At 40.7% G+C, this 13,388-nt stretch carries 12 protein-coding genes; 6 read left to right on the forward strand and 6 right to left on the reverse strand.

Going from position 1 to position 13,388, the window contains the following annotated elements; translation table 11 throughout:
* Positions 1-112: 112 nt before the first annotated feature.
* The 6 genes from ACKWBX_RS02965 to nirB are packed head-to-tail and all read right to left on the reverse strand — an operon-like array spanning position 113 to position 6,469.
* Positions 113-478, reverse strand: a complete 366-nt coding sequence (locus ACKWBX_RS02965; protein ID WP_413967152.1) for a DUF7009 family protein — start codon at positions 476-478, stop codon at positions 113-115.
* On the reverse strand, positions 468-1,061 hold the full coding sequence (locus ACKWBX_RS02970; RefSeq protein ID WP_413967153.1) for a precorrin-2 dehydrogenase/sirohydrochlorin ferrochelatase family protein: 594 nt from the start codon (positions 1,059-1,061) through the stop codon (positions 468-470). The genes ACKWBX_RS02965 and ACKWBX_RS02970 overlap by 11 nt, the downstream gene beginning before the upstream one ends.
* Entirely contained in the window at positions 1,048-2,898 is a 1,851-nt protein-coding gene (locus ACKWBX_RS02975; RefSeq protein ID WP_413967154.1) for a PAS domain-containing sensor histidine kinase, read from the reverse strand. Before ACKWBX_RS02975 ends, ACKWBX_RS02970 begins: the two co-directional genes overlap by 14 nt.
* 31 nt (positions 2,899-2,929) lie before the next feature.
* The gene (locus ACKWBX_RS02980; RefSeq protein ID WP_413967155.1) at positions 2,930-3,520 is read right to left on the reverse strand and encodes a DUF4202 domain-containing protein; all 591 of its coding nucleotides are present in this window, start codon (positions 3,518-3,520) and stop codon (positions 2,930-2,932) included.
* Between the two features lie 14 nt (positions 3,521-3,534).
* Positions 3,535-3,912 (reverse strand): nitrite reductase small subunit NirD, encoded by a 378-nt coding sequence (gene nirD / locus ACKWBX_RS02985; protein WP_413967156.1) that lies wholly within the window; start codon positions 3,910-3,912, stop codon positions 3,535-3,537.
* A 43-nt stretch (positions 3,913-3,955) separates the two neighbouring features.
* Positions 3,956-6,469 (reverse strand): nitrite reductase large subunit NirB, encoded by a 2,514-nt coding sequence (nirB, locus tag ACKWBX_RS02990; protein ID WP_413967157.1) that lies wholly within the window; start codon positions 6,467-6,469, stop codon positions 3,956-3,958.
* Positions 6,470-6,531: 62 nt separating this feature from the next.
* Here nirB and cobA point away from each other — a divergent pair, with 62 nt between their 5' ends.
* The 6 genes from cobA (at position 6,532) to ACKWBX_RS03020 (ending at position 13,167) form a co-directional block, all read left to right on the forward strand.
* On the forward strand, positions 6,532-7,368 hold the full coding sequence (cobA, locus tag ACKWBX_RS02995; protein WP_413967158.1) for a uroporphyrinogen-III C-methyltransferase: 837 nt from the start codon (positions 6,532-6,534) through the stop codon (positions 7,366-7,368).
* A 253-nt stretch (positions 7,369-7,621) separates the two neighbouring features.
* Entirely contained in the window at positions 7,622-9,010 is a 1,389-nt protein-coding gene (locus ACKWBX_RS03000; protein ID WP_413967159.1) for a CmpA/NrtA family ABC transporter substrate-binding protein, read from the forward strand.
* A 25-nt stretch (positions 9,011-9,035) separates the two neighbouring features.
* Entirely contained in the window at positions 9,036-10,142 is a 1,107-nt protein-coding gene (locus ACKWBX_RS03005; RefSeq protein WP_413967160.1) for an ABC transporter permease, read from the forward strand.
* Between the two features lie 11 nt (positions 10,143-10,153).
* The gene (locus ACKWBX_RS03010; protein ID WP_413967161.1) at positions 10,154-10,993 is read left to right on the forward strand and encodes an ABC transporter ATP-binding protein; all 840 of its coding nucleotides are present in this window, start codon (positions 10,154-10,156) and stop codon (positions 10,991-10,993) included.
* 16 nt (positions 10,994-11,009) lie between these two features.
* Positions 11,010-11,837 carry an ABC transporter ATP-binding protein gene (locus ACKWBX_RS03015; RefSeq protein WP_413967162.1) on the forward strand — a complete coding sequence of 276 codons (828 nt, stop codon included), beginning with the start codon at positions 11,010-11,012 and terminating at the stop codon, positions 11,835-11,837.
* 31 nt (positions 11,838-11,868) lie between these two features.
* Positions 11,869-13,167 carry an alginate export family protein gene (locus tag ACKWBX_RS03020; protein WP_413967163.1) on the forward strand — a complete coding sequence of 433 codons (1,299 nt, stop codon included), beginning with the start codon at positions 11,869-11,871 and terminating at the stop codon, positions 13,165-13,167.
* Positions 13,168-13,388 lie beyond the last annotated feature (221 nt).

Genomic DNA, 13,388 nt, shown 5'->3' on the forward strand with positions numbered 1-13,388 from the left:
TTTACAGTGTTACAAAAGCAAAGTAAAATTTTTTCATTTTCATATAGTGTTCTCGTAAAAGAGTCCGGTTTATATAAATCGGACTCTTTTTAGTTTAAATGCTTTTGTACACTTAAGCCGATTTAGGATTGGGGTAATTATCGGATTGGTCTTCCACGCGTTCATCCATACAGACAAAATCCTTTTCCAGAAGCAGGGAGAGCGTACTCCCATCTTCATTTTTTTGAATTGTATTAAATCCTACGACCGCATTCGTTGGCCAACCTTGGCTTTTTGATTTTGAAAGAAACAATGAAATCGTATCTTCCTCAAAACTGGCATCTAACACAACAGTATGATCGACCAATTTTACCCTGTAACCAAACCTTTTGTTTTTGATTTGTGTAGTTTCTTCTATTTCTCCCGTTTTAAAAAGTGTTTCTACCTCGGTTTTTGTTAACCGAAAACGTATGGAATTTCCCCTGATTCTAATTTTCATCCTGTCCTTTTTTACTGACCAGCCCTTTGGTGAACTCATTTAGGGTCTCTACCTTTTCTTCAAAATCGCCTTTTATCGTTTTTCGGTATTCATTGAGGTTCTTTACCAAATCGTCTACATTTTCCGGGATTACATCCTCAAAAAATTGCCGTAAGCGTTTGGCGGTCGTGGGAGACTTTCCGTTAGTAGATATCGCAACTTTTACATTTCCCTTGGTCACGATTCCGCCCATGTAGAAATCACAAAATGGTGGGTTGTCGGCCACGTTCACCAAGATGGATCGTTTTCTGCAATCCGCATATACCTTTTCGTTCACTTTGGGAACATCCGTAGTGGCCACAACAATATGTTTTCCTTTTAGATACTTCGTCCTGTATTTGCCATCATGTATTTTCACCCCGTGCTTTTGTGCCAATTTCACGGTACCTTCCCTGTACATAGGGGAAATCATTTCAACTTGTGCATTGGGGCTCGATTTTAACAAAAAGGTCAGTTTTTCTTCGGCCACGTTACCTCCGCCAACAATCAAGACCTTTAAATTGTTTACTTTAAGAAATATGGGATACAGTTCATTTCTTTCCATCTTCAAAGGTATTGTTAATCTTATAATTTATGGTAACCCGTGTGCCCTTTCCCAATATAGAATTTATGAACAAACGACCATTAATATAACTAATACGTTCTTTCATGGATAATACGCCCATACCACCTTCGCTATTATGTTTTGGGGCATCGTTCAGTGTGCTGGTATCAAAGCCTTTTCCATCATCATCGATCACTACACTTAAGATTCCATCCTTATGGTTTATGGTAACTAAAATATAGTTGGATGCCGCATACTTTATGGCATTGTTGACCGCTTCTTGTGCGACCCTATAAATATTGGTCTCGGCCAGGGCGTTAAACCTAATGTTGCTTTCCGCTTTATTGTCGAACAATATGTTTTTGCCCGTAAGTCTGCTAAGCTCCGTTGTCATTTTCTGTAACGCTGGGAAGATTCCATGGTCCTCCAGCTCAGGTGGCGTAAGGTTAAACGTTGCGGTACGTACCCCTTTTATAAGATCGGAACATAATTCTTTGAGGTAGGCAATTTTTTCCTCGGTCTTTTTCTGTTCGCTTAAATCAATGGATTCTATATTGAATTTTAGGGCCGTTAGCATCTGTCCAATACCGTCATGAATGTCCTTCGCAATCCGTTTTCGTTCTTCTTCTTGCCCTTCGACTATTAAACTGGCCTGTTGTTGTTTTTGGCGGATGTTCTCTTCATAGTTCTGCTTGGTGAGTTCCTCGATCTTTAGTTGATTGTTCTTGCGTTCGGTAATATCGGAGCATAAAATGAGAATACTTTGGTTTAAGCTAGATTGATGCATCGGTATGATGGACATATCCAACCAAACGGAAACACCTTTTTTGGTTTCTATTTTCAATTCTTCGGACCGTATGACATTTTTTCGATTGGAACGAAGCACTTCTTTTAAATAAGTTTGCTGCCCTTCATCGGTTGTCAGGACCTCTGATAAGGGTAGCTTTAAATCTTTTGAGGAATGCCCCAATAGTTCCAAAAACTTTTTGCTGATGAACACAATGCTACCATCTTTTCTTGCACTTGCAAAAAGAGCGGCATTGTCAATAACAAAATTTAGTTCTTGTAGTTCCTTTAAAGATTTTTCCTTTTCTAAAAAGAGTGTCTTAATTTCTTGTGTTGCCTTGTCCGACTCGTTTTGACTCTGTATCAATTTAGAAATGGTTTCCTTTATCTGTATGGAAAGCGGTCTAAAAAGAAAGATGATCTCGAGCAGGAGAATAAAGAGCGAAAAACCTAAAAGTAGGTATTCCTTGAACTTTAATGCTTGTAACTGCTTTTTACTTTGGGCGTCGTATTCATTTACAATGGCATCCATCTTCGATAGGAAAAGCTGCTCATTTTCCAATAGAATTTTCAGTTGGGGATTAAAGAATTCTTTTTTTGTAGAAACTACGTCTTTTTTTAATAATTCCTCAGTGGCCTTGACCATGGCTTGGTGATACGGGTCCAATTCTTCAAACAACTTTAGGACAATCTTATTTCGCTCTTTTGATAGGCCCATACTATCATTGCCGTATTGTAAGGCCTTGTGCGATATCTGCCAGGTCCGTAAAGTTGTTTTGAGACGTTTCAGGTTGCTTTCTTGGGCTATTGAACCGGAAGTTCTATTGACAATTAACAAGGCTTCTTTGGTCAGTTTTTGACTTAATGCTCGTTGTCGTCCCGCTACGTTAATGACCCTGGAATCATCTAACTGATTGTTGAGGTGTTGTTGAATAAGTACTTGTGCCAAGATAACGGTCAGTGCAATGGCCGCAATAGCGAACAAATAACGGCGGCGAACTTTAAAAAAAGTTACCGTATCTAGTTGGTGTTGTGGATTTTTGTTTTGCACGCCGTAAAAATAGGATTATGGGAATAATACATCAACCCTCCAGTGCTTTCTTGATCAAGGCTTGTGATTTCTCCGAGAAAGGGAGCTTTAAAGCTGCACCGTGTCCTTTCTCGGACATTTTTCGCCAAGTCTTTTGTAAGATAGCTATGATTTTCCCTTCATCATGCTTTTCGGCGAAAGGTTCAAAATAGTATTTCAAAAATACCAAACAGATGACATCTTCGAGGGTTTGGGTCTCCTCACTCTTTTTAAGTTGTTTTTTCATCAGCAAAAAAACCACTTGTTCTATTATTTGGGTCTCATAACCTATTGTTTTAAGAATTTCGCTGGCTTTTTCCGCGTGGAATTTTTTTAATTCTTGACGCCATTTCAAATATCCGGCGCGATTCATTTCATAACGATCTCTGGGGATTTCCCATCTACAAATATGTTGGCAGCGTGCGGTAAGCCGTAACGCTTCGGAAGCATTGGGCATGAAACTGTTTAAGGTTTCGGTCATCCGAAGCCCATAAAGCACTTCTTTTGGGTATGATTTCCCTTTGAAAACCTCGGTGTTGGGATCTTTACTATTGGCTTCGTCAAAAAGTTGAAAAGCTTTCTCTAATTTTTGGGAATCGGGCATATATGGCACATTGCTTATTCGGAAAAGCCAATATACACAAAGTCGTTCTCAATCTTTACAGGATATGTGGCGATTCCTTCTAAAGTACCATTTAAATTTTCGCCGGTCTTTAAGGAAAAAATATTCTTGTGCAACGGGCAGGCAACTTTGGCATGGCCTTCTTCTTCCCCTATCATTCCCCTAGATAGGACCATTTCCATTTTGTGGGGGCATAAATTTTGACAGGCATACCATTCGCCTTTTCTGGTAAAATTAAAAACGGCAATTTGTTTGTCTTTGTATTTTACACAGGCTCCACCATCTTTTGGGAATTTGGAGACCGGTGCAGCCTTGAACCAAAACGTTGCTTCATTTTCCGTTGTTGCTATATATGTATTCAGTCCCGGTATCATATTTCACTTTTTAATATGGTCATAATTTGTATTCCTGACTTTATTAAACCCATTCTTTTGGCATCTTTTGTGCCCTTAGCGCTACAAATTCAATATTGTTGTCCTTTTCTTCGGAATTTACAAAGTGAGTATAGCGCTCCCGTATTTCTGGGGTTTCCACGGCTTCTTTCCATTCGCATTTGTATGAATCTACCAAATGTTGCATCTCATTGTCCAAATCCTCCGCAATGCCCAAAGAGTCATTGATAACAATATTTTGTAAATAGGTGATGCCGCCTTCCAACTTTTCCAACCAAGCGGCCGTACGCGTTAAGGGAGGGGCGGTTTTGATATAGTACATGATAAAACGGTCTACGTATTTTATAGCGGTTTCCTTATCCACTTTTTCGGCCAATAATTCAGCATGTTTGGGATTTGCCCCTCCATTGCCGGCCACGTAAACGTTCCAGCCACCTTCTACTGCAATGAAACCAAAATCTTTGCAGCGTGCTTCTGCGCATTCACGGATACAACCGGAAACCCCTCCTTTAAATTTATGTGGGGAACGGATGCCTTTGTACCGGTTTTCAATTTCAATGGCGAAGCTTACGCTTTCATCCATTCCGTAGCGGCACCAAGTAGAACCTACACAGCTTTTTACGGTACGTAGCGATTTTCCATAGGCTTGGCCGGTTTCAAATCCTTCTGCAATCAGTTCTTCCCATATCAAAGGGAGTTCGTGCAATTGTGCACCGAACATATCAATGCGCTGGCCACCCGTGATTTTGGTATACAAGTCATATTTCTGCGCTATTCTTCCAATGGCCATTAATTGTTTAGGGGTGATTTCGCCCCCGGCAACTCTTGGCACTACGGAGTATGTTCCGTTTCGCTGAATATTTGCGAGGTAACGGTCATTACTATCCTGAATGGTATCCTGCTTGTTCGCCGTTTCATTGTAAATGCTTGCAAAAATAGACGCCGCTACCGGTTTGCAAATTTCACAACCGTGCCCTGTGCCTACCTCGTCCAATAGGATATTATAATCTTGGATGCCTTTTAGTCTCACCAAATCGAACAACTCTTGTCGGGAATAATCAAAGTGTTCGCAAACACGTTCTTTTACTGTTTTTCCAATGGTTTTCAAGCTTTCTTTGATTAAATCGGCCACCATTGGCTTGCATCCACCACAACCTGTAGCCGCTTTGGTCGCTTTGGCAACCGCTTTAAGGGTCTCGTTACCCTCTTCCAATACGGAACAGCAAATACCTCCTTTGGTCACTGCTTCACAAGAGCATACGACAGCGGTATCCGGTAAATCCATAGCACTGCCAAACGCCGAGCCGCCTTCACCTCGGGCACCAACGATAAGTTCCTCGGCATTTTCGGGCAAGGGCATATTGTTAAGATGCATTTGGTGCAGAATATTGTAATCTTCCGCATCGCCTACCAAAATACCTCCCAATAAGGTCTTACCATCGTGGCTTACGTTGATGCGTTTGTATAGGCCCTTGGTCTTGTTCTCGTAGATAATGGAGAGTCCTTTTTCAGGGGACATATAGGGTACCCCGAAACTCGCGACGTCAACGCCAATAAGTTTTAGTTTGGTGGACATATCAATTTCTTTTCGCATCGTTATTTCTTCCCCTAAAATCTGATTTACGGCAACCTCGGCCATTTCATATCCCGGAGCGACCAACCCAAAAATCATTTGATTGTACAGTGCTACTTCTCCGATAGCGTAGATATTAGGATCTGAAGTTTGCATTTTCTCGTTTACGACGATACCTCCACGGATGCCCGTTTCCAAGTCGCACAATTTTCCCAGTTCATCCCTGGGGCGAATACCGGCCGAAATTATCAACATGTCCACATCCAAGGAGTCATCTTCACCAAAGTCCATACCGGTGACGACACCGTTCCCTAGAATTTTGTTCGTTGCTTTCCCGGTATGAATGGTGATGCCCATATTTTCTAGAGTCAACTGTAATACATTACTACTTCTTGCATCCAATTGCCTTGGCATCAACTTGGGGGCAAATTCTACTACATGAGGCTCAAGTCCCATATCCATAACCGCTTTGCCCGCTTCAAGACCCAAAAGTCCTCCGCCCAAAATAGCGGCTTTTCCGTTTTGTTTTTCCTGCTTTATTTTATCTGCATAGGCAAGCATATCCTCTAAATCTTCAATGGTCCTGTATACAAATACTCCCTTTTTTTCAACCCCTTGAATAGGTGGTACAAATGGGGAAGAGCCTGTGGCGAGCACCAAATAGTCATATGTGAATTCCTTATCGCTTGCGGTAGCAATGCTTTTTTTGACTCTATCAATATCAACTACGCGTTCATTGGTCACCAGTTTTATATTGTTATCGGAATACCAATTTTCAGGGGCAAGTTCCAACGCTTTCGCGTCCTGATTTTCAAAATATTCGCTCAAGTGCACTCGGTCATAAGCAGCTCTAGGTTCTTCACCAAAAACAATAAGTCCGTAATTTTTGCTTTCTTCCCTCGCTACGAACTTTTCACAAAATTTATAGCCCACCATTCCATTTCCTACAACGATTATGGTTTTCATATGCTTCGATTTAAAATAACAAAGCAATATTACGTATTAATACTTATTTTTTAAATGATAATTTGAAAAAAATTACGTATTCTTGTTGTGAAATTGATAATCAACCACTGAAAGTTAAAATGATGCATATTCCCGAAAAAGAGCCCAAAGTGACACTGGTCGGTGCAGGACCAGGCAGTAAAGACCTCATAACCGTTAAGGGCTTAACGGTTTTGCAGCAGGCCGATGTAATCCTATACGATGCGCTAGTGAGTAAAGAGCTACTTATGGGGATTGATGCTACTGTTCCAAAGATATACGTAGGAAAAAGATGCAGTGAGCATTCTTTTACCCAAGATGATATTAATATGCTTTTGGTAGAAAAAGCATTTGAGTATGGTCATGCGGTCCGATTGAAAGGAGGGGATCCTTTTGTCTTTGGAAGGGCTTCGGAGGAAATTGAATATGTGGAATCTTTTGGTATTCCGGTAACAGTAGTACCTGGGATTACAAGTGCTATATCTGTTCCAGCAAGCCAAGGAATCCCTGTGACGAAACGTGGAATAAGCAGTAGTTTTTGGGTGATGACCGCCACAAAACACGATGGTTCTTTTTCGGAGGATTTAAAGTATGCCTCGCAATCCTCGGCAACCATGGTTATCTTGATGGGAGTTCGAAAATTATGGGAAATAACGAATGAAGTCAGTAAATATAGAGGTTCATTGATGCCAATCGCTTTAATCCAAAATGGAACTTTGGATAGTGAATCCTGTACCATAGCAACACTTGGGACTATGGAAAATCACATTTCCTCTATTGATATAAGAAAACCAGGTATTATTATAATCGGTAACGTAGTAGCGGAGCATCCTTCCTTTTTTGAAGAAGAAGTGCTACGGGTTTTACACTCCAATATATAATGAATGTAGGATTATAACATTCCCTATTTAAGTTCGAAAGTCAGCTTTTAAAGTTTTTTGTTTTTTCAATTATTAAGCATTCCTCAAATTTCAGGGATGCTTTTTTTATTGTTATCAATTTTGGTATGGATGAATTCGGATTCAAATAAAAATACGTATTTAAGTATGTTAAAACTTTCAAATAAGTATAAATACGTATATAAGTACGTATGTTTGTTTTATTGAAAGCGAATAAATCAATAAATATCAAATTATGAAAACCACATTAAAGAAGTACTTAGGATTTTTACTCATGGCAATGGCTGTAGTTGCTTGTGGGGAAAAAACCAACAAGAAAGCAAAAGAGACTGCTGAAGCGGACATACCGTCAAATAATCTTGAGATAGAAAAGCCACAATTGACTTTTGGTTTTATTAAGCTAACGGATATGGCACCCTTGGCCATTGCGAAAGAAAAAGGATTTTTTGAAGATGAAGGCCTATTCGTTTCCGTTGAAGCGCAATCCAATTGGAAAAATGTTTTGGACCGTGTAATAGATGGTCAGTTAGATGGATCACATATGCTCGCAGGCCAGCCTATTGCCGCCGGTGCAGGTTTTGGTCGCCAAGCAGAATTGGTAACACCTTTTTCCATGGATTTAAATGGTAACGGTATTACCGTTTCCAACGATGTATGGTCAAAAATGAAACCAAATGTACCTAAAGGCGCTGATGGTAAACCTGTACACCCTATTAAGGCAGACGCTTTAAAACCGGTGATTTCCGAATATAAGAATAGTGGAAAACCATTTAAAATGGGAATGGTTTTCCCAGTTTCCACCCATAATTATGAAATACGATATTGGTTGGCAGCAGCAGGAATTCACCCGGGAATGTACACTGCGGATAACGTTCAAGGACAGATAGATGCTGAAGTCTTACTCTCCGTAACACCACCTCCACAAATGCCTGCGACATTGGAGTCGGGAACTATCTACGGCTATTGTGTAGGTGAACCATGGAACCAGCAAGCCGTTTTTAAAGGGATAGGGGTTCCGGTTACTACAAACTATGATATTTGGAAAAACAATCCGGAGAAAGTTTTTGTGATGACAAAGAAATTTGTGGAGGAAAACCCCAATACTGCGGTGGCCGTGACCAAAGCACTGATTCGTGCTGGAAAATGGTTGGATGAGCCAGAAAACAGACCGGAAGCGGTCAAGATTCTTTCCATGCCCCAATACGTGGGTGCAGACGAAGTGGTATTGGCAAACTCCATGACGGGAACGTTCGAATTTGAAAAAGGCGATAAAAGAGAAATGCCCGATTTTAATGTATTCTATAAGTACAACGCCACCTACCCTTTCTATTCCGATGGTGTTTGGTTTTTGACGCAGATGAGAAGATGGGGGCAAATTCCCGAAGCAAAACCAGCGGACTGGTACGATACCACTATCAAGGATATCTATAGACCGGATATCTGGAAAAAGGCAGCCGAGTTTTTAGTGACCGAGGGTCATATACCGGCAACGGATATTCCTACAACGGATGGGTATAAGCCTGCAACATCCGATTTTATTGATGGTACTATGTATGATGCCAAAGACCCTATTGGCTATATCAACAGTTTTGACATCGGTAATAAGGACGAATCCTCTTTGTAACGCTAATCTTTTAATCTTTCCAATGATGAAACAAAGTGTAACCGTAACGAAAACGAACGATTTAAAATTAGGAGGAGTCCTGAAAGCAACCCTCTATAAATTCAAACTAAAGACGCCAAAGTTTGATATTAAGACTATTTTAAAAAAAGTATTGATACCTACGCTTTCTATTTTAGTGTTTATTGGACTATGGTATGCTGGTTCCAAGGCCCTGTTCAATACGGAGGCCAATTACAAAATAGAAAAAGCCCTGGCGGACCAAGGAAAGGAAGCGGCAGATGCTATGGCGACCTGTATTGCTTCGGGCGATGTGAGTTGCCAGCCCAATACCTTGCCCTCTCCGGCGCAGGTTTGGGAATCGTTTAAGACCTTGATAAAAGATCATCAGGTCATCAGTGCCGACAAATTGGCTTTTAAAGAGAAAACGGCGGTATTGAACGAGAAACGTATAGCGCAAGGAAAGGACCCGATAACCTATACCGGAAGACCTTCTTTTGTAGATCAAATTTTTACGAGTTTAAAGACAGTTTTTGCAGGTTTCTTGTTGGCCTTGCTCATAGCGGTGCCTATTGGAATAATCATTGGACTAAGCGAAACCCTTAGGAACTCCTTTAACTGGTTGATCCAGATTTTTAAACCCGTTTCTCCTGTGGTTTGGTTGTTATTGGTTTTTATGATCGTAAAAACGATGACTAAGGATTCCAATCAGGACAGTGCGTTTATCATTTCCTTCATCAGTGTGGGGCTATGTTCCATGTGGGCTACATTGGTCAATACGGCCATGGGTGTTTCCTCGGTAGATAAAGATTATATCAATGTGGCTAAAGTATTAAAGTTGGGCCCCTTGCAAAAGGTGTTCAAAGTGATTTTACCTTCATCCTTACCCTTGATATTTACGGGACTTCGTATTACACTTTCCGTGGCCTGGATGGTATTGATAGCAATAGAACTATTGGCACAAAGCCCCGGGTTGGGATCTTTCGTATGGGAAGAATTCCAAAATGGTGCTATTGATTCCAACTCCAAGATTATTGTAGCGATGTTCATTATTGGGATTATCGGATTCCTATTGGATAGGATTATGTTGACCATTCAGAATATGGTGTCCTTTAACAAAAATGAAATCGCATAAAATAAAAAGCTATGGCGTATTTAGAACTGAACAACATCAATAAAACCTATGGGGAAGGCAACAATGCCACTGAGGTTTTAACGGATATTAATTTAAATATCAAAGAGGGGGAGTTTGTAGCGATCGTAGGCTTTACCGGAAGCGGGAAAACTACCTTGGTCAACCTCATCAACGGACTTTTAAAACCTACAAGCGGGGAAGTGCTTTTTAAGGGGAATCCCGTAGTGGATACCAGTCATGAACGCGGTGTAATTTTTCAAAATTACTCGCTTTTACCTTGGTTGACGGTAGGTCAGAATATTTCCATGGCCGTAAAGGAGGCTTTCCCTAAAAGTAGCAAAACTGAAATAAATGAGCGTGTTGCGGAATATGTGGAAATGGTGAGTCTTACACCGGCCATAAATAAAAGGCCTAAGGAGTTGTCCGGGGGTATGCGCCAACGTGTGGCTGTAGCAAGAGCTTTGGCCATGAATCCTGAGATGATCATTATGGATGAGCCATTAGGAGCCTTGGATGCCCTTACCCGAGGCAATTTACAGGATGAAATCTTAAATATCTGGAGCAAGGATAAACGTACAGCGCTATTAATCACGAATGATGTGGATGAGGGTATCTATATGGCAGATAGGATTATTCCACTACGTCCAGGGCCAAAAGCCACTTTGGGACCGGAATTTAAAATAAATATAGACCGTCCTCGAAATAAAACCGCACTGAACGATAACCCGGAATACAAGAAAACCCGAAATGCCATCATTGAATATTTAATGGATATCGGGGAAGAAAGAAAAACTAAATCTACCGAGACCTATATTTTACCGGATATAAGTCCAAAGAGTTTTGTAGCCTAACCTTAAACCCGAGAAGATGACCAATACTATAGCAGTAGATAAAAATATGACCGTAGAAAATGGAATCGTTTATCCATCTAAAGTCATGTTGAATTTAAAAGACCTCAAAAAAATATATCCCACGCCCAAGGGAGATTATGTAGTCCTTGAAGATTTGAACCTTCAGATTATGAAGGAGGAATTTGTAACTATCATAGGACATTCCGGTTGTGGAAAGACTACTATGCTTAGTATGATTGCCGGTCTCAATGAGATTTCGGGTGGGAATATTTCAGTATTGGGCAATCCTGTAAAAGGTCCCGGCCCTGATAGAGGCGTAATTTTTCAAGCCCCTAGTTTAATGCCATGGATGACGGCTTTGCAGAACGTGTTGCTCGGGGTGAACCGTGTTTTTCCCCATGCTACCAAAGCGCAGCGAACGGATATTGCCAAATACTACTTGCATAAAGTGGGGTTGGAAAATGCCTTTAACAAAAAGGCAAGTGAATTGTCCCAAGGAATGCAGCAACGCGTAGGAATAGCCCGTGCCTTTGCCATAAAGCCCAAAGTACTGCTATTGGACGAACCTTTTGGAATGTTGGATTCGCTAACGCGCGGAGAGCTACAGGACATCCTCATAGAAATTTGGAACAAGGAAAAAATTACGGCGGTCATGATTACACATGATGTGGATGAAGCTATTTTTCTGGCAGACCGCGTGGTTATGATGACAAGCGGTCCACGTGCCAAGATAGGGGATATCTTAGAAGTGGATTTTGAGCGACCCAGAACAAGAAAATCTGTCTTGGAACATGATGATTACTATGAATATAGAAAACACCTAATTGACTTTTTAGAACATTAAATAACTAATTCCAACCTTTAAAATTAACAATATGAAAAAAGGATGCATTATTGCCCTAATGGTACTGCTTACGCTACAATTTGGCTATTCACAATTTACCATAGACGGTCAGTTTAGGCCTAGAACGGAATACAGAAACGGATTCCAAACCCTAATTCCCGATGGTGCGGATGCCGGTTTTGCCATTAATACCCGTGCACGGTTAAATGCAGGTTTTACGGCAGAATCCTTCAAAGTGTACATAAGCCTTCAAGATGTGTTGGTCTGGGGAGAAAATCCGCAGATTATCCCTGTAGATGAAAACAATTCGTTTTCGCTCTTTGAGGCTTGGGCTTCCCTAAAATTAGGGGACAAATGGTCCACAAAATTGGGGAGACAGGTTATCTCCTATGATGATCAACGCTTTTTTGGAGGACTCGATTGGGCGCAACAGGGCCGTAATCATGATTTAGCATTGATTACATATCAAGGAGATACATTTATGCTAGATTTTGGGTTGGCATTTAATCAAGATTTAGATGGAAATGGAGGGCCGCTTTTTGGATTTCAAAATGAAGGAACGGCTTATCCCGCCAACAATCCCTTTCAGTACAAAACCATGCAGTACGTATATACCAAACAAAAATGGGACAGCTTTTCGGCAAGCCTTTTGGCCGTAAATTATGCGCATCAAAATTTTGATGATGCCGGAAATGCGGATGGCGTCAATAGTCTCATTACTCTGGGAACGCACTTGAATTATAAAAAGGGAAGTTTTGGTGCTGCCGCAAATGCATTTATCCAAAACGGGGAATTCTTTAATGGGGCTACAGATGTAAAAGGGGCTTATTTGTTAGGCTTGGATGTAACATATAAAGCATCTGGTAAGGTAGGTTTGGGAGTAGGTGTAGAATTGATTAGTGGGAATGATGTAAATACCACCGACAGAACGGAAGCTTTCCTGCCCACTTTTGGAACCAATCATAAGTTCAACGGATTCATGGATTATTTTTATGTAGGAAATCATGTGAATACGATCGGTCTGTTTGATGTTCACGCAAGTGCCAATTTAACCTTGGGAAAAAGCACAAGTTTGTTGGCCAAAATATTGAATTTCTCCGGTGACCAAGAGCTGCCAAGTGGCGAGAAATCCCTAGGTACCGAAGTGGATTTTGTACTTACCCAGAAATTTAAGGGCTATGCGCTCAAAATAGGATACTCCCATCTTTTTCCTGCCGATGGTATGTATGAGCTAAAAGGAATTACCGAAGATGCTGCCAAAAGCACACAAAATTGGGCTTGGGCCATGCTGATTTTAAAACCAAAATTTTTAAATACGGCCAAAGAATAAAAGATGGTATAAAGTTGAATCATTGGAAGGATGCTTCGATAAGTCATCATGGCGCTTTAGGGTGTTGTGGTGGCTTTTTTTCAGATAATAGCTCAATTATAATTAAGTATTTAAGTTTTTTGTTCCTTCACAAACCACAAACCACAAACCACAAACCACAAACCACAAACCACAAACCACTAATAACTAATAACTATTTCATTACATTTGTCCGTATAACT

This window comes from Maribacter algae (assembly GCF_047345745.1).
Taxonomy (GTDB): Bacteria; Bacteroidota; Bacteroidia; order Flavobacteriales; family Flavobacteriaceae; genus Maribacter.